14 protein-coding genes are annotated in these 16838 nt (G+C 71.6%); 8 read left to right on the top strand and 6 right to left on the bottom strand.

Annotation, left to right across the window (positions count from 1 at the left end; translation table 11 throughout):
* Positions 1-6: 6 nt before the first annotated feature.
* Genes ACFXDJ_RS00775 through ACFXDJ_RS00765 form a run of 3 tightly spaced genes read right to left on the bottom strand, consistent with a single transcriptional unit; the run spans position 7 to position 2835 of the window.
* Positions 7-918: an ABC transporter ATP-binding protein gene (locus ACFXDJ_RS00775; protein ID WP_384651054.1), complete on the bottom strand. Its 912-nt coding sequence runs from the start codon at positions 916-918 to the stop codon at positions 7-9.
* Positions 915-1802, bottom strand: a complete 888-nt coding sequence (locus ACFXDJ_RS00770) for an ABC transporter permease subunit (RefSeq protein ID WP_384651056.1) — start codon at positions 1800-1802, stop codon at positions 915-917. The genes ACFXDJ_RS00775 and ACFXDJ_RS00770 overlap by 4 nt, the downstream gene beginning before the upstream one ends.
* Positions 1792-2835, bottom strand: a complete 1044-nt coding sequence (locus tag ACFXDJ_RS00765; protein WP_384651058.1) for an ABC transporter ATP-binding protein — start codon at positions 2833-2835, stop codon at positions 1792-1794. The genes ACFXDJ_RS00770 and ACFXDJ_RS00765 overlap by 11 nt, the downstream gene beginning before the upstream one ends.
* Positions 2836-3062: 227 nt before the next feature.
* On the opposite strand from ACFXDJ_RS00765, the gene ACFXDJ_RS00760 reads away from it, so the two are divergent.
* From ACFXDJ_RS00760 to ACFXDJ_RS00745, 4 genes are read left to right on the top strand one after another with little or no spacing between them, the layout of a single operon-like run.
* Positions 3063-3920: a M24 family metallopeptidase gene (locus ACFXDJ_RS00760; RefSeq protein ID WP_384651060.1), complete on the top strand. Its 858-nt coding sequence runs from the start codon at positions 3063-3065 to the stop codon at positions 3918-3920.
* Entirely contained in the window at positions 3917-5713 is a 1797-nt protein-coding gene (locus tag ACFXDJ_RS00755; protein WP_384651062.1) for an SDR family oxidoreductase, read from the top strand. The genes ACFXDJ_RS00760 and ACFXDJ_RS00755 overlap by 4 nt, the downstream gene beginning before the upstream one ends.
* Positions 5710-6615, top strand: a complete 906-nt coding sequence (locus tag ACFXDJ_RS00750; protein ID WP_384651064.1) for a metal-dependent hydrolase — start codon at positions 5710-5712, stop codon at positions 6613-6615. The genes ACFXDJ_RS00755 and ACFXDJ_RS00750 overlap by 4 nt, the downstream gene beginning before the upstream one ends.
* A gap of 10 nt (positions 6616-6625) precedes the next feature.
* On the top strand, positions 6626-7540 hold the full coding sequence (locus ACFXDJ_RS00745; RefSeq protein ID WP_384651066.1) for a MerR family transcriptional regulator: 915 nt from the start codon (positions 6626-6628) through the stop codon (positions 7538-7540).
* Positions 7541-7644: 104 nt separating this feature from the next.
* Here ACFXDJ_RS00745 and ACFXDJ_RS00740 read toward each other — a convergent pair whose 3' ends face one another.
* Positions 7645-8496 carry an aquaporin gene (locus ACFXDJ_RS00740; protein WP_384651068.1) on the bottom strand — a complete coding sequence of 284 codons (852 nt, stop codon included), beginning with the start codon at positions 8494-8496 and terminating at the stop codon, positions 7645-7647.
* A 135-nt stretch (positions 8497-8631) separates the two neighbouring features.
* On the opposite strand from ACFXDJ_RS00740, the gene ACFXDJ_RS00735 reads away from it, so the two are divergent.
* The 3 genes from ACFXDJ_RS00735 to ACFXDJ_RS00725 all read left to right on the top strand — a co-directional run bounded on the left by ACFXDJ_RS00735 (position 8632) and on the right by ACFXDJ_RS00725 (position 14213).
* On the top strand, positions 8632-9171 hold the full coding sequence (locus tag ACFXDJ_RS00735; RefSeq protein ID WP_384651070.1) for an RNA 2'-phosphotransferase: 540 nt from the start codon (positions 8632-8634) through the stop codon (positions 9169-9171).
* A 150-nt stretch (positions 9172-9321) separates the two neighbouring features.
* The gene (locus tag ACFXDJ_RS00730; protein WP_384651072.1) at positions 9322-11196 is read left to right on the top strand and encodes an HSP90 family protein; all 1875 of its coding nucleotides are present in this window, start codon (positions 9322-9324) and stop codon (positions 11194-11196) included.
* Positions 11193-14213 (top strand): tetratricopeptide repeat protein, encoded by a 3021-nt coding sequence (locus tag ACFXDJ_RS00725; protein WP_384651074.1) that lies wholly within the window; start codon positions 11193-11195, stop codon positions 14211-14213. The genes ACFXDJ_RS00730 and ACFXDJ_RS00725 overlap by 4 nt, the downstream gene beginning before the upstream one ends.
* Before the next feature lie 99 nt (positions 14214-14312).
* Here the strand turns inward: ACFXDJ_RS00725 and ACFXDJ_RS00720 are convergent, their stop codons facing one another.
* Both ACFXDJ_RS00720 and ACFXDJ_RS00715 read right to left on the bottom strand, forming a co-directional pair.
* On the bottom strand, positions 14313-15215 hold the full coding sequence (locus ACFXDJ_RS00720) for an LLM class flavin-dependent oxidoreductase (protein ID WP_384651076.1): 903 nt from the start codon (positions 15213-15215) through the stop codon (positions 14313-14315).
* 40 nt (positions 15216-15255) lie between these two features.
* The gene (locus ACFXDJ_RS00715) at positions 15256-15705 is read right to left on the bottom strand and encodes a DUF6083 domain-containing protein (protein WP_384651078.1); all 450 of its coding nucleotides are present in this window, start codon (positions 15703-15705) and stop codon (positions 15256-15258) included.
* Positions 15706-15909: 204 nt separating this feature from the next.
* On the opposite strand from ACFXDJ_RS00715, the gene ACFXDJ_RS00710 reads away from it, so the two are divergent.
* On the top strand, positions 15910-16836 hold the full coding sequence (locus ACFXDJ_RS00710) for a Cof-type HAD-IIB family hydrolase (RefSeq protein ID WP_384651080.1): 927 nt from the start codon (positions 15910-15912) through the stop codon (positions 16834-16836).
* Positions 16837-16838 lie beyond the last annotated feature (2 nt).

The raw sequence follows: 16838 nt of genomic DNA, 5'->3' as shown, positions 1-16838 counted from the left end.
GCTCCTTCAGGCCGCGACGAGGTAGGAGAAGACCGATTCGAGGGACTCGTCGGAGGGCGAGACCGTCATCAGCCGGATGCCGTGCTCACGGGCGACCCGCGGCAGAAGCTCGGTGAAGCGCCCGAAGTCGACGGCCTGGATGCGCAGGGCGCCTTCCTTGAGGTCGACCTCGATCCCGGCGGTGGACGGGTCGGCGATCAGGGCCGCGGCGAGGGCCCGGTCGTCGGAGGAGCGGACGAGGTAGCGGTGGGGGCGGTCCGTCATCAGGCGGCGGATCTTGCGGAAGTCGCCGGAGGCGGCGTGCCGGCCGGCGACGACCACCTCGATGTGTGAGGCGAGCTGCTCGACCTCCTCCAGGATGTGCGAGGAGAACAGCACGGTGCGGCCGGCGTCGCCCATCCGCCGCAGCAGGTCCATGAGCTGCATGCGCTGACGCGGGTCCATGCCGTTGAACGGCTCGTCGAGCAGGAGCACGGACGGGTCATGGACCAGGGCGGAGGCCATCTTCACGCGCTGGCGCATGCCCTTGGAGTACGTGGAGATCTTGCGGTCCTGCGCGTACTCCATCTCGACGGTGGCCAGCGCCCGCTGGGCCGCCAGGTCGTCGAGGCCGTGCAGTTCGGCGTTGGCGACGACGAACTCCCGGCCGGTGAGGAAGTCGTACATGGCCTCGCGCTCGGGCACGACGCCGATCTGCTTGTAGACCTGCTCGTTGCGCCAGATCGGCGTGCCGTCGAGGGTGACGGTGCCCGTGGAGGGGGCGAGGAAGCCGCCCATCATGTTGATGAGGGTGGACTTGCCCGCGCCGTTGGGGCCCAGCAGGCCGGTGACTCCGGGACCGATGCGCATGGTCACGTCGTTGACGGCGACGACGTTCCCGAACCAGCGGGAGGTGTGGTCGATGTCGATGATGGTCACAGCCCGGCCTTCCGGTAGCGGGCCATCAGCGCGGCGTAGGAGCCGGCGATGAGGCCGAGGATGACGAGCAGGTAGACGGCGCCGGCGGCGGTCGAGGGGGCTTCCTGGCCGGGGAACCCGGAGGTCCCGCCGAGGAAGGCCGCCTGGAATCCGTCGATGAGGCTGACCGGGGAGAACAGCCCCAGCCACTCGACGACCCCGGGCGAGCCGGTGTTGTAGGCGATGCCCTGGACGGCGGTCACCGCGCCGAAGGGGATCAGCAGCACGGCGATGATCGCGGCGACGCCGAACCCGCGGCGCGGGGTGAGCGCGGCCATGATCAGGCCGAGCCCGGAGAAGAGCAGCGACAGCAGGAGTACCGACACCAGTCCCTGTCCGAATCCCTTGGTCTGGTCGCCGAAGTCGAACTTGGCGAGCAGTGAGCCGATGTACATGATCACCAGCGGGGACGCGGTGAGGATGAAGAGGGCCGAGGCCATGGCCGCGAACTTCGCCAGCACGTAGTCCACGCGCTCGATCGGCCGTGAGAAGTAGAGCGGCACGGTCTTGAAGCGCAGGTCCCGGGAGACCGACTGCGGCGCCTGCGACGCGAGGTAGAGGCCGATGATCACCTGGGTGGTCAGGGCGTACGTCGTGTACTTGATCGGCAGACTGGTGGTGCCGGGCACGGCGATGGCGACCGCGACGAGGATCAGTGCGGGAACGCACATCACCGCGAAGAGCAGCATCGGGAGCACCTTGGACTTGGCCGAGCGGCCCAGTCCGTAGGCCCCGCGCAGGGATTGCGAGAACAGCGACTTGCGGGCGTAGGCGCGGCCGAGCCGGGGGCCGTCGTAGGACCGGTAGCCGATGTTGTGGATCTGGGTCGAGGTGTCAGGCGCCATCGGAACCGGCTCCCTTCTGCTGGGTGGCGGACTGGGCCTTGGCCATGTTGGCCGCCCAGGCGGCGGACTGTGCCGTGGCCTGCGCGGCCGACGGGTCGCTGTCGCGGAAGACCTCTGCGATGTGGTGGCGTCGCTGCTCCATGCGGACCAGGCCGATGCCGAGGTCGGCGACGGTGTCGCGGACCACGTCGTACGTCGCGTCGCCGGTCGCCTCGACGAGCAGGATGTGGCCCGCTCCGGGCAGCCCCTCCTCCTCGCCCTCGTGCAGGGTGACGCCCGCCTCGGCGAGCGCCTTGCGCAGGGCGGCGGTGCCGTCCGGGTGGGTGTCGGAGTCGGTGACCTCGACCGCGAGGGTCGTGGTGGTCTGGGTGAAGTCGCTGGTGGAGCTGGAGCGCAGCAGCTTGCCGCCGTCGACGACCACGACGTGGTCGCAGGTCCGCTCCAGCTCGCCGAGGAGATGGGAGGTGACCAGGACCGAGATGCCGAAGTCGGTGTAGACGCGGCGGATCAGGCCGAGCATCTCGTCGCGGCCGACCGGGTCGAGCCCGTTGGTGGGCTCGTCGAGGAGGACCAGCTGTGGGTCGTGGACCAGTGCCTGGGCGAGCTTGACGCGCTGCTTCATGCCCGTGGAGTAGCCGCCGATGGGGCGGTAGCGCTCCTCGTACAGGCCCACGTGGCGCAGGGTGTCCGCGGTGCGCTCGCGCGCGGCGGTCGGCGGGAGCCCGGACATGCGCGCCATGTGCACGACGAACTCGGTGGCCGAGACGTCGGGGGGCAGGCAGTCGTGCTCGGGCATGTATCCGACGCGTTCCCGGATGGCGCTGCCGTGGGTGGCTACGTCGAGTCCGAGCACCGCGGCGGTGCCCTCGGTGGCGGGGGAGAGTCCAAGCAGAATCTTGATCAGCGTGGACTTGCCGGCTCCGTTGGCGCCCACGAGGCCGGTTACTCCGGGCCCGATGTCCAGGGAGAGCCGGTCGAGGGCGGTCACTCGGGGGTACCGCTTGCTCAGGCTTTCGGTCGCGATGACAGTCACGTGAACGACGTTAGTGGCGCTGCGCGAGCGGATCGTCAGACCTGGAGCTCGATCTCTTCTCCGCCTTCAGGACTACGGACCCTGACGGAAGGCTGACTCAAGGCTGACGCGCACCGGACAAGTTTGTCCACAGGTCCGTGCACGGGCCTTGACGTGATCTCCGGTCATTGTCACATTCATCAGTGTCAAGTTACGGGCGCGTACGGCTACACGGACGGACGGCTGGCATGGCTGGGGACACCAAGCAACGCACCACAGAACTCTCCGCCGAACTGCGCGGGTTCAAGGAAGTGCAGCGCCTCTCCTACGAGTGCGCGGAGGCCGTCGCGGCGCAGCTGCGCCCCGGCGTGACCGAGCGCGAGGCCGCGCGGATGCAGCGCGACTGGCTGCGTGAGCGCGGGGTGCGGGACTGGTTCCACATGCCCTTCGCGTGGTTCGGCGACCGTACCGCCTTCACCAACTTCAAGATCCCGCTGCAGTTCTTCCCGACGAACCGGGCCCTGGAGCCGGGGATGCCGTTCATCCTCGACATGGCCCCGGTCTACAAGGGCTACACCGCGGACATCGGGTATTCGGGCAGCCTCGGCCTCAATCCGGTGCAGGACCGGCTCATGTCCGACCTGAGGGCACACCGCGCGCTGATCCTGGACCAGGTGCGCGAGCGCCGTTCCCTGCGCGACATCTACGAGGACGTCGAGCGGCTGATGATCAGCCAGGGGTACGCGAACCGGCACCGCGCCTATCCCTTCGGCGTCATCGCGCACAAAATAGACCGGGTCAAGGAGCGGAGCTGGTCGCCGACCGCGTTCGGGTTCGGCACCCAGGCGCTGAAGGGGCTGGCCTCGGACGCCCTGCACGGACACCGGGAGGGCTGGTCCCCGCTGTGGAGCCCGTACCGCTTCTCCGACCACCCTCCGCGGCCCGGCCTGTGGGCGGTGGAGCCGCACCTGGGCTTCCGGGGCACCGGCGCGAAGTTCGAGGAGATCCTGGTCGTCACAGACTCCCGGGACCCCGAGGAGAGCGCGTTCTGGTTGGACGACGATCTGCCGCACGTGCGGCGCTGGGCTGAGGAGAAGACGGCATGAGCGGCACGGAATTCGGCGCGGCCTCCGGGACGGCCTTCGCGGGGGCGCGCGAGCGCTGGGTGAGCACGGGCGGGGTCGAGCTGTGCGTGGTCGAGCTCGGCGACCCGGAACTGCCGACCGTGATCCTGGTGCACGGGTACCCGGACAGCAAGGAGGTCTGGTCCGAGGTCGCCGAGCGGCTGGCCTCCCGCTTCCACGTCGTGCTCTACGACGTACGGGGCCACGGGCGCTCCACGGCTCCGCAGCCGCTGCGCGGGGGCTTCACCCTGGAGAAGCTGACCGACGACTTCCTCGCGGTGGCCGACGCGGTCAGCCCGGACCGCCCCGTGCACCTGGTCGGCCACGACTGGGGCTCCGTACAGGGCTGGGAGTTCGCGACGGTCGCCCGCACCGAGGGACGCATCGCCTCCTTCACCTCCATGTCGGGGCCCTCCCTCGACCACTTCGGGCACTGGATCAAGAAGCGGATGGCTCGGCCCACCCCGCGCCGGACCGCCCAGCTGCTGAACCAGGGCGCCAAGTCCTGGTACGTCTACATGCTGCACACGCCGGTGCTGCCGGAGCTCGCCTGGCGCGGGCCGCTCGGCAAGCAGTGGCCGAAGATCCTCCAGCGGATGGAGAAGGTCCCGGCCGACGGGTACCCCACGGCCTCGCTGCCCAACGACGCCGCGCACGGCGCGTGGCTCTACCGGGACAACGTCCGGGCGCGCATGCGCAGGCCGCGCCCCGACGCGTACGCGCACACCCCGGTCCAGCTGATCACCCCCACCGGAGACGCCTTCCTCTCCGAGCGGCTCTACGACGAGCTGGAGCTGTGGGCCCCCGATCTGGTCCGGCGCACCCTGCCGGCCAAGCACTGGGTGCCCCGGACCCGGCCCGACCAGCTGGCCGCCTGGATCACCGAGTTCGTCACCTCCCGGGAGGAGCCCGCCACCAGGGCACCCGAGCAGAAGGCACCGGGCAAGTACGCGGACCGCTTCGGCGGCCAGCTGGTCCTGGTCACCGGAGCCGCCAGCGGCATCGGCCGGGCCACCGCCTTCGCGTTCGCCGAGGCCGGCGCCCGCGTGGTGTGCGTGGACCGGGATGCCGAGGGAGCGGCGCGCACCGCCGACATGGCCCGCCTGGTCGGTTCGCCGCAGGCGTGGGGCGAGTGCGTGGACGTCAGCGACGAGCAGGCGATGGAGAAGCTCGCGGCGAAGGTGGCCGCCGAGTACGGGATCGTGGACGTCCTGGTCAACAACGCCGGGATCGGCCTGTCGGGGCCGTTCCTGGAGACGAGCTCCGAGGACTGGAAGAAGGTCCTCGACGTCAATCTGTGGGGGGTCATCCACGGCTGCCGGATCTTCGGCAAGCAGATGGCCGAGCGCGGCCAGGGCGGGCACATCGTCAACACCGCTTCCGCCGCGGCCTATCTGCCCTCGAAGACCCTGCCCGCCTACAGCACCTCCAAGGCCGCGGTGCTGATGCTCAGCGAGTGCCTGCGCGCGGAGCTGGCGTCGAAGTCCATCGGGGTCTCGGCGATCTGCCCCGGCATCGTCAACACCAACATCACCGCCACTTCCCGGTTCGCCGGGGTGGACGAGGCCGAGGAGAAGCGCCGCCAGCAGAAGTCCTCCCGGCTCTACGGGCTGCGCAACTTCCCCCCGGAGAAGGTCGCCGACGCGATCCTGCTGGCGGTGGTGAAGAACCAGGCCGTGGTTCCGGTGACTCCCGAGTCCAAGGGCGCCCTATGGATGTCCCGGTTCGCGCCGGGCACCCTGCGGCGGTTCGCGAAGCTGGAGCCCAAGCTGTGAGCCGGTCCTCGTACACGATCGCCCCGCGACGCGTGGCCTTCGACTGGAGGACCACCCCGCTCCACTGGATACCGGACGAGCCCACCGCCACCCACGTCATCAACGTGCTGCACCTGCTTCTGCCCGCCGGCGAGCGGTGGTTCGTGAAGGTCTTCAAAGAAGGCCTGCCCCTGGTCACCGACCCCGAGCTGCGCAAGGAGGTGAAGGGGTTCATGGGCCAGGAGGCCACGCACAGCGTGCAGCACTCCTACGTCCTGGACCACCTCGCCGAACAGCGGCTGCCCACCGAGGCGTACACGAAGTACGTGGACCTCCTGTTCGAGAAGCTGCTGGGGGAGACTCCCCCGTTCGGCGCGCCCATCACCGCGCAGGAGTGGCTGCGCTTCCGGCTCTCCCTGGTCGCCGCGATCGAGCAGTTCACGGCGGTCCTCGGGGACTGGGTGCTCAGCGCCGAAGGACTGGACCGGGCCGGCGCGGACGAGGTCATGCTCGACCTGCTGCGCTGGCACGGCGCGGAGGAGGTGGAGCACCGCTCCGTCGCCTTCGACATGTACCAGCACTGCGGCGGCGCGGGCCTGCCGCGCTACGCGCGCCGCATCGAGGGCATGGTCGTGGTGGCCCCGGTGCTGGCCTGGCTGTGGGTGTGGGGGACCTCGTACCTCCTGCGCAACGACCCGGAACTGCCGGGCCGGCCGCGCTATTCGCTGCGCGAGCACAACCGTGCGGTGGCCAAGGGACTGCTGCCCACCTGGAGAGAGCTTGGCATGGCCATACCCCGCTACCTGCGGCGGTCGTACCATCCCTCGCAGGAGGGCTCGCTGCGCAGGGCGGTCGAGTACCTCGCGGCTTCGCCTGCCGCACGGACCGCGGCAGGCGCGGTCGGCCGAGCCGCCATGTCGTAGGGAGCCGGGATTGTCCGATCAGGCAGTAGCCGAGTACCGGATCGAGGATCTGGCGCACCACAGCGGTGCGACCGTACGCACGATCCGGGCGTACCAGGACCGCGGTCTGCTGCCGAAGCCGGAGCGGCGGGGCCGTTCCAATGTCTACCGGGACACGCATCTGGCGCGGCTGCGCCAGATCGCCGACCTGCTGGACCGCGGCTACACCTTGGCCTCCATCAAAGAGCTGCTGGAGGCCTGGGACGCGGGACGCGGGCTCGGCGGTGTCCTCGGGCTGGTCGCCGAGGTGCACGGACCGTGGACGGACGAGGAAGCGGCCCGGATAAGCCGGGACGAGCTCAACGACCGGTTCGGCGGCAAGCCCGACGACGACGCGGTGGGCGAGGCGTGCGAGCTGGGCGTACTGGAGCGGATCCCGGGGCGGCCGGACCAGTTCCGGGTGCCGTCCCCGCAGGAGTTGGCGGTGGCCGCCGAGCTGTACGCGGCCGGCGTCCCGCTTCCCGCGATCACCGGTCACCTACGGGAGCTGCGCGGCCAGGTGGAGCACATCGCCTCGCGCTTCCTGGAGTTCACCACGGAGCACGTCTTCGCGCGCTACCTGGGGGCCGTCCCACCGACGGACTCGGACGCCGCCGAGGCGGCGACGATGGTACGCAGACTGCGGCCACTGGCGCAGCAGACGGTCGACGCGGAACTGGCCCGGGCGATGCGGCTCTTCGCGACCCGGCATCTGCAGCGCCACCTCGGTGCCGCCGGCTCCCCGCAGCCTTCGGGTCCGACCCCGGTGGCGCTGCCCGCCGAGACGGTGCGGGCGGTTCAGGACCTGGTGGGCGCCGACCACGTGGCGGAGTTCGTCCGGGCTGCCACGGAACGGGAGCTGCAGGCCCGGACGATGAACGAACTGGCGAGTCGGGGCGGCCGGTAGTACTCGATCAGTAGTCCACAGGTCGGATCGCTCTTTTGTCGCCGAAACCGGCACAAAGGGCTGTGGACAACTCCGGCGTCCCTGTGGGGAACTGCGCCCGAGGGTTAGCTCACGGTCTGGTACGCCGGGCCGGTGGCACTAATTCCGGCCACCGGGCGGGCGGTTTCGGCAGCGCCGTGCGACGCGGCAGCCTCAAGCGCCTCGGCCACCCCCGTCACCCCCGGCACCTCAGCCGTTTCAGCCGCCTCGGCCGCCAGGTCCTTCGGGGCCGGGCGGCCGTTCCCGTAGAGCAGCGCCGCGAGGGCCAGGCCGAGGATCCCGCCGAGCAGTTGCGCGGCGATGAAGCCCGGCAGCGACTGCGGGGCGATGCCGGTGAAGGAGTCGCTGAAGGTGCGCCCGATGGTGCCGGCCGGGTTCGCGAAGGACCCGGAGGAGGTGAACCAGATCGCGGCGGCGATGTACCCGGCGACCGCGACGGGGATGAGCTTCGGGCGACCCATCCGGCCGAGGCCCTGGATCACGAGGACCAGTCCGGCCGTGGCGACGACCTCCCCGAGGAGCAGGTGGCCGCCGCCGCGGACCTGGGTGGAGAAAGTGCCCGGGGTCCGGCCGAACATCACCTCGGCGAGGACGGCTCCGCCGATGGCCCCGGCGGTCTGGGCCGCCGTGTAGACGAGGGCCTCGCGCCCGCCGAGCCCGTCGCCGCCCCTGCGCCCGCCCCACCAGGACGAGAGGGTGACCACCGGGTTGAGGTGGGCTCCGGAGAGCGGGCCGAAGAGGGTGATGATCAGCCCGAGGCCTATGGCGGAGGCGAGCGAGTTGGCGACGAGCGCGACACCCGTGTCGGCGGAGAGGGCGGCGGCCTGGATTCCGGATCCGATGACCACTAGGAGCAGAGCCGCCGTGCCGATGAGTTCGGCGGCCGCGCGACGCGACAGAGACGCACCATTTGTCATAGTTACTTTCCCCTTTAGTGGCAGTTCAGCGGAAAATGTATTCCGTATCTTGGAAACGCGACAGAGGGGGTCCAGGTTCGACGCACCGGCGGAAAATCGCTGCGGCGGACCCCACTGACCCGGCACGCTGGGCGAATGGATGACAGACGCACCGTCAAGGTGTCCAAATACGTCTCGAAACACCTGCGGCATCAGCCGGAACGCATCGGACTGGTGCTCGATCCACAGGGTTGGGTGGAGATCGACGATCTCCTCGCCGCCGCGGCCGCGCACGGTTTCCGCATCAGCCGGGCCGAACTCGACCACGTCGTCGCCGCCAACGACAAGCAGCGCTTCGCCGTCGACGGCACCCGGATCCGGGCCAGCCAAGGCCACACCGTCCGCGTGGACCTGGGCCTGCCGGAGGCCGAACCGCCCGCGTACCTCTACCACGGCACCGTCGCCGCCGCCCTGGACGCGATCCGCGCCGAGGGGCTGCGCCCGATGGCCCGCCACCACGTGCACCTGTCTCCCGACCGGGAGACCGCGACCCGCGTGGGCGCACGACGCGGCCGCCCGATCGTGCTCAGCGTGGACGCGGGGGCGATGCGCACCGCCGGACACGTCTTCCGGATCAGCGCCAACGGGGTGTGGCTGGCGGATTCCGTGCCCCCGGAATTCATCCGCTTCCCCTAGTTCCCCCTGCTGGTTCCCCCTGCTTCACCTCAGCGGAATTCACGGAGAGATTGTCAGACCAGCCCTCTACGCTGTTCCTCACTCCGGGATCTGTGAGGGGGGACCTCGCGGTCGCCGAACCGCCCACACCAGCACGCGAGGTGACGCACCATGACGTCCGCACAACCGGCCCCGATCGCCGAACCGGCCGACTCCGACCCCTCGGCGAACACGTTCCAGGTCGATCTGCGCGGCCTGGTCGACCTGCTCTCCCACCACCTCTACTCCAGCCCGCGCGTCTACGTCCGCGAGCTGCTCCAGAACGCCGTCGACGCGGTCACCGCCCGCCGCGCCCTGGACCCCGGGGCCGAGATCCGCATCCGCCTGTCCGCCGCCGGAAACCGGGTGACCATCGAGGACAGCGGCATCGGCCTTACCGCCACCGAGGCCCACTCCCTCCTCGCCACCATCGGCCGCAGCTCCAAGCGCGGAGGTGCGCACGGGCTGGAAACCACCCGCCAGGAGTTCCTCGGGCAGTTCGGCATAGGCCTGCTCGCCTGCTTCGTCGTCGCCCGCCAGATCCGCGTCGTCACCCGCTCCGCCCGCGACCCCCGGGCCGCGCCCGTCGAATGGCTGGCCACGGACGACGGCTCGTACACCGTCCGCGAACTGCCCGCCGACGCCCGCACGGAGCCCGGTACGACCGTCGTACTGGAGGCCCGCCCCGGCGCCGAGGAGTGGCTCCTCCCCGCCAAGATCGAACAGCTGGCCCGCGACTACGGCTCCCTCCTCCCCTACGACATCACCTTCGACGAAGGCCCCGGCTCCGCGCCCCGCCCGATCACCGACCGGCCCGCCGTGTGGGACCGCGCCTTCCCCACCCCGGCGGCCCGCCGCGTCGCACTCGCCGGGCACTGCGCGCAGCTCTTCGGTTTCACCCCGCTCGACAGCATCGACCTCGACCTGCCGGTCGCCGGAGTGCGCGGGGTCGCGTACGTCCTGCCCGAGCCGACCAGCCCCGCCCACCGGTCCGGACACCGCGTCCACCTCAAGGGCATGCTGCTGACCGACAAGGCCGACAACCTGCTGCCCGACTGGGCGTTCTTCGTCCGCGCGGTCCTCGACACCGACACCCTGCGGCCCACCGCCTCGCGCGAGAACCTGTACGACGACGAGACCCTGGCCGCCGTGCGCGAGGCCCTCGGCGCCCGCATCCGCACCTGGCTCGGCGAGCTCGCCGCGAGCGAACCGGAGCGGCTGGCCGCCTTCCTGAGCGTCCACCACCTCGGGGTGAAATCGCTGGCCCGGCACGACCCCGAGCTGCTCGGCCTGATGCTGCCCTGGCTGCCCTTCGAGACCAGCGACGGCTCGATGAGCCTGGAGGAGTTCGCCGCCGCGCACACCGACATCCACTTCACGCGCACCGTGGAGGAGTTCCGCCAGATCGCCCCGATCGCGGCGGCCCACGGCCTCGGAGTCATCAACGCCGGCTACACCTACGACGCCGACCTGTTGGCCCTGCTGCCCACGGTCCGGCCGGAGCTCAAGGTCGCCGAGCTCGATGCCGGAGCCGTCACCGAGCGCCTCGACCCGGTCCCGACCTCCGCCGAGCTGGCCCTGGCCCCCTTCCTGGCCACCGCCCGCACCCGGCTGGAACCCCAGAGCTGCGATGTCGTCCTGCGCGCCTTCCAGCCCGTGGCCGTGCCCGCGCTCTACCTCGACGACCGCCAGGCCCGTCAGGAACGCGACCGCACCGCCGCCCTGGACAGCGCGGACTCGCTGTGGAGCGGCATCCTCGGCGCACTGCGCGGCTCCGCCCCGCGCGCCCGGCTGGTCCTCAACCACAACAACCCGCTGATCCGCCGGATAGCCGCCCTCCCCGACGAGGCGCTGACCGCCACCGCCGTCGAATCGCTGTACGGGCAGGCCCTGCTGATGTCCCAGCGGCCGCTGCGTCCGGCCGACACCACCCTGCTCAACCGGGCCTTCCTCGGACTCCTGGAATGGGCCACGCACCCCGCCGACCCCCGTGAGGACGAGAAGTGAGCACGATGACGCGCGAGGAGATCGAGCGAGGGCTGGCCGAGAACCGCCGGTCCCCGGGCGGTACCGCCCGCAACGCGCACGCCGAGGCGCTGTCCGCCGCCGCGGAGGCGAGCGGGGACCGCGCGCTGTTCCGCGAGGCCCTGGACAGCCAGATCAACGCCTACCTGTACAGCTCCGAGTCTCCGAAGATGCTCGTGCCCTTCGCCCGGCTGCTCCAGGAGTACGACAAGGACCCCGGCGCCTTCTCCGAATGGGACGCCCACGCGCTGTTCTGGCAGTTCAAGTGGATCGCCACCGCCATCAGCGACTCGCCCGAGGTCCCCCTGGACTCCGCCACCGGCTGGCTGGACGAGATGGAGCGCCGCTACCGGATCGCCGGCTACAGCGAGCGCCCCGTACGCGAGTCCGAGCTGTGGCTCGCCGACGCGACCGGCGACGACGAGCGCGCCGGGCAGGCGTACGTCCGCTGGCAGGCCGCCGAGCGCGACAACATGAGCGACTGCCATGCCTGCGAGCTCAACGGCCAGGGCCAGTACGCGATGATGCGCGGCGACGACGCCGAGGCCCTGAAGGTCTGGCAGCCGGTGCTGTCCGGCGGGCTGACCTGCGCCGAGGAGCCCCACCGGGTGCTGGCCACCTCGCTGCTGCCGCTGGTGCGGCTCGGCCGGCTCGACGAGGCACGCTCCGCCCACCTGCGCGGATACCGCCTGGCCCGGGGCAACGAAAGCCTGCTGCCCTCGCTCGGCCGCCACATCGAGTTCTGCGCGCTCACCGGCAACGAGTCGCGCGGCCTGGAGATCCTCGCCGAACACGCCGCGCACGTGGGCCCGCTCGCCAACCTCTCCGACCTGCTGGCGTTCCACGGCGGCGTACTCGTCCTGCTGCGCCGTCTGAAGGAACTGGGGCACGGACAGAGCCCGGCCGTCCCCTACGAGGGTGTCCCGCACACCGTGTCCGAGCTGTACGAGGTGCTGCGCGCGGGCTCGCTCGACACCGCCCGGCGGTTCGACGCGCGCAACGGCTCCACCCGGGTCTCGGAGCGGTTCCTCGAACGGATCGGCCGGGCCCCGCTGGCCGCGGTCCTGCCGCTGGGCGTACGGAGCTCCGCGCTGGCCGCGCTCCCGCGGCCGGTCCCCGTCCAGGCGCCGGCTCCCGCATCCGGCCATGACGCGGACCCGGACCGGGACCGGGGCTTCGCCGATCTGGTGGAGCGGGCCCGGACGGCCCGGGATCTCGGACACCCGGGGTCGGACGCGTTGTGGGACCAGGTGGCGGTGCACCCCGAGGCCGGGGCGGACCCGCTGGTCGCCGCCGACGTGGCGGACCACCGGGCCCTGGCGGCCGCACGGGCCGGGGCCGACGGGGCCGCGGAGCTGCTGACCGGCGTACGCGACGGCTACCGGGCGCTCGGGCAGCCGGAGCGCGCGGCCCTGGCCGAGCTGCGGCTGGCGACCGTGGCCGCGCAGTCCGGGACCGGGGCGGAGGAGCTGCGCGGGCTGCTGGCCGTGGCGTTGCGGGCCGCCGAAGCACTGGACGCGGGGGAGCCGTTGCGGACCCGGCGGATCGCGCTCGCGGAGCTGACCTCGATCCGGGTGGAGTCGTACCTCCGCTCGCTCGAAGAGACCGACGGCCAAGCTGATCACACCGGTCATGACCACGGGCACCGGCACGGTGAACTGGTCGCCGAGCTCGGGGCCTTCATCGATGCCTACGAGGCGTCCGCCCTGCCCGACGTGATCGCGGAGGCCGAGGAGACGCTGGGCCGGCTCGCGCTCTCGGAGGGGGACCCGGAGCGTGCCGTGGCGCTGCTCGCCGACTCCGCCGGCCGGTCGGTCGCGGCGGGCCTGCCGTGGCTCGCCGTGGACCCGCTGGTGCTGCGGGCCGGCGTACTGGTGTCGCTGGACCGTCCGGGGGAAGCCGAGGAAGCGGCGCGGGCGGCGCTGACGCACGCCGCCGAGGTGACCGCCCCCGAGACCCAGGGCGTCGTACGGCTCACCCTGGCCGACATCCTGCTGCGGCGGAGCGAAGCGGATGCGGAGGCCGCCGGGTACGCCCTTGAGGCGGCGCACTGGTTCGACCAGGCCGGACTCACCGCGCACGGCGGGGCCCAGGCCCGGCTGATGCTCGCCCGGTGCCACGCCCGCGACGGCCGCGCCGCCGAGGCGGCCGAGGTACTTCAGTCGACGCTGCCGGACCTGCTGGAGCACGGCGAAGGCCAGGCCGCGTCCGTACGGGAATTCCTGGGCGATCTGCTGCGCGAGCTCAAGGACTCCCGGGGCGCGGCGGAGCAGTACCTGTGTGCGGCGGAGGTGGCCAAGGACTGGGAGGACCCGCGTCCGCAGGCGAACTTCGCCCAGGCCGCGGCCGACCAGCTCTCCGAGGCACGGCTGGTGCCGGAGGCGGTGGCCGCGTACGAACGGGCCCTGGAGCTTCACCGGCGCTCGAAGGACGCACCGATCGCCGAAGTACGGATCCTGCGGTCACTGGCCTGGCTCGGGCTGCGCGACGAGGTCACCAACGCGACGGTGGCACGGGCGCGGACCAGGCTGGAGGAGGCGGCCGAGGTCCTGGCCGCCGCGTCGGCCGCCGCTCCGGAATCCTCGGAGCTGCGGGCCGAGCTCGCCGAGACCTGGAACCAGCTGGCCCAGGTCCTCGACCGGCGTGTCTCCTCATATGAGGAAGACGAGGGCGAGGACGCGGACGGGGATGGCGAAGACGCCGCCGCCGAGTCGTTGAGCGAGGCGGAGCTGGAAGCACTCCGGCTGGAGGAGATCGCGCTCTGGGAACGGGCCGCCGGTCTGCTCGCCGAGCTCGGACCGGACGAGCTGGAGTCCCGGTTCCAGTGCGTGACCAACGCCGCCTGGACCGAGAACGAGCTGGGCCGGCCCGAAGCCGGCGCCGCCCGGGTGACGGCGTTCGCCGCCGAGGTCCGCGCGCTGCCCGAGGGCACGGCGCCCGAATGGCTGCTGGAGAGCGCCGAGCGCACGGTGAAACACCTGTTGCGCGCCTCGGCCTGACGGGCTGTCGCCCCGTTGCCCTCCCGGGCCGACGGGGCGACGGGGCGACGGGGCGACGGGGCGACGGGGCGACGGGGCGACAGCGTGGCGCCGTCCGGCTCAGCCGAGCTGGGCGAGCCCCTCGGTCGCGATCCGCTCGAACACGTCCTGGTCGGCGGCGAAGTCGGAATCGGGGATCGGCCAGTGGATCACCAGCTCGGTGAATCCGAGCTCCTGGTGGCGGCCCGCGAAGTCGACGAAGGCGTCCACAGACTCCAGCGGGCGCCCCCGGTCCGGGGTGAAGCCCGTGAGCAGGACCTTGTCCAGCTCCGCCATGTCCCGGCCGGTCTCCACACACGCCTTGGCCAGCTTGTCGACCTGGCCCCGGATGGCCTCCACCGACTGCTCCGGGGTGCCCTCCTCGAAGATCTTCGGATCGCCGGTCGTCACCCACGCCTGCCCGTACCGCGCGGCGAGCTTCAGACCACGGGGTCCGGTCGCGGCGACGGCGAACGGCAGCCGGGGCCGCTGGGCGCAGCCGGGGATGTTGAAGGCTTCCTCGGCCGAGTAGAACGTTCCCCGCTGCGAGACGGAGTCCTCCGTGAGCAGTCGGTCGAGCAGCGGCAGGAACTCCCCGAAACGGTCGGCCCGCTCCTTCGGGGTCCACGCCTCCTGGCCGAGCACGGTGGCGTCGAAGCCGTTGCCGCCGGCTCCGATGCCGAGCGTGATCCGGCCGCCGGAGATGTCGTCCAGGGAGATCAGGTCCTTGGCGAGCGTCACCGGGTGGCGGAAGTTGGGCGAGGTGACGAGCGTGCCCAGGCGCATCCGCTCCGTCGCCGTGGCGGCGGCCGTGAGCGTCGGCAGCGCACCGAACCACGGACCGTTGCGGAAGGTCCGCCAGGACAGGTGGTCGTAGGTGTAGGCGGCGTGGAACCCCAGCGCCTCTGCCCGCTGCCAGCGCTCGCGCCCCCCTTCGTGCCAGCGGTGGACGGGAAGGATCACAGTGCTCAGGCGCAACGTCATACCCCTGAGCCTACGACCGTCACCCGACGCCCGGCGCCCCTCACGCCCCGCGCTGGACGTTCTTGCGCCAGAGCCCGAGCAGCAGGGGCGAGCCGGTGGGAGCCGGAGCCCGGGAGCAGACGTCGAAGTGACTGATCCGGCATCTGCCGGAGACCGAGGCGGCGCTCAGGGCGACGACGGTGCCGTTGTCCGTGATGTGCCAGCGTTGGCCGGCCGGGACGGAGTCGGCCGGCCATGAACCGGGCTCGACCATCAGCCAGCGGCCTCGCACCGTGCGGTGCCACTCGGCGGCGGCGCCGCAGGTGCGGCAGACCGTCCCGCGCGGGGCCTGGACGGCCCGGGCCCGCGTCGCGGAGCGGGCGGCACGGACGGCGTGGTCCAGGACGCCCGCGGTGCCGGCCAGGATCTCGCCGACCAGGACCGGTTCGCGGTCCGGGCGAGCGGACCCCACCCGCTCGCAGTGCGTACAGAGCGACATCCCCAGGCTCATGACCCGTCTGGCGTACGGGCCGCCGCAGGCATCGCAGTCCGACTTCCGGGTTGAAGGGATGAGCACGTCGCCCCCCGTATGACGTCATCGAAACCGGCGAGGAGATCCTTCCACCCACTACTGACAACCATGTGGGGATGTTTCACGTGAAACATCGCCATCGGCCCCGGCCCCGGCAGGGGCCCGGCCCGGCGACCGGGGCTCATGGGCGAAGATGGATCCGTGACCTCGGCTCCCCAGTGCCCGGACGGGCCAACCCCCACACCCCGGCTCATCGCCACCGATCTCGACGGCACCCTGCTGCGCGACGACAAATCCGTCTCGCAGCGCACCGTCGACGCACTCGCCGCCGCCGAGGAGGCCGGCATCGAGGTGTTCTTCGTGACCGGACGCCCGGCGCGCTGGATGGGCGTGGTCAGCGACCACGTCCATGGCCACGGCCTGGCGATCTGTGCCAACGGCGCTGCCGTAGTCGATCTCCACGCGGTCGATCCGCAGGCCAACGGCTCGCCCACGGGCCGGGAGTTCGTACACGTCAGGGCGCTGCCCCGACTCGCCGCGCTCAAGGTGGTGGAGGCCCTGCGGGCCGCCGCCCCGGGCACCTCGTTCGCCGTCGAACTGACCACCGGCATCAACTACGAGCCCACGTACCCGCCTTTCTTCCAGGACGCGGGCGGCAATGTCGCCACCGCCGAGAAGCTGCTCAACGAGGCCACGGACGACGATTCGGCGCCCGTCCTCAAGGTGCTCGCGCACCACGGCGAGCTGGCTCCTGACGAGTTCCTGGAGCTGGCCCGGGCCACCGCCGGCGCGTACGCCTCGATCACCCGCTCCAGCCCGACCTCCCTGCTGGAGATCAGCGGACCGGGTGTCTCTAAGGCCAGCACCCTGGCCCTGTGCTGCGAGGAGCGCGGTATCTCGGCGGCCGAGGTGGTCGCCTTCGGGGACATGCCGAACGACGTGGAGATGCTCGGCTGGGCGGGCACCTCGTACGCGATGGGCAACGCCCATCCGGACGTGATCGCGGCCGCATCAGGCCGTACGGTCGCCAACAACGAGGACGGTGTCGCCCTCGTCATCGAGCGCATCCTGGCCGAACGGGCAGAACGGGCCGCCCGCGCCCAGTCGTAGCG

The sequence above is a fragment of the Streptomyces sp. NPDC059443 genome (assembly GCF_042750105.1).
Taxonomy (GTDB): domain Bacteria; phylum Actinomycetota; class Actinomycetes; order Streptomycetales; family Streptomycetaceae; genus Streptomyces.
This window is presented reverse-complemented; position numbering and strand designations above follow the sequence as displayed.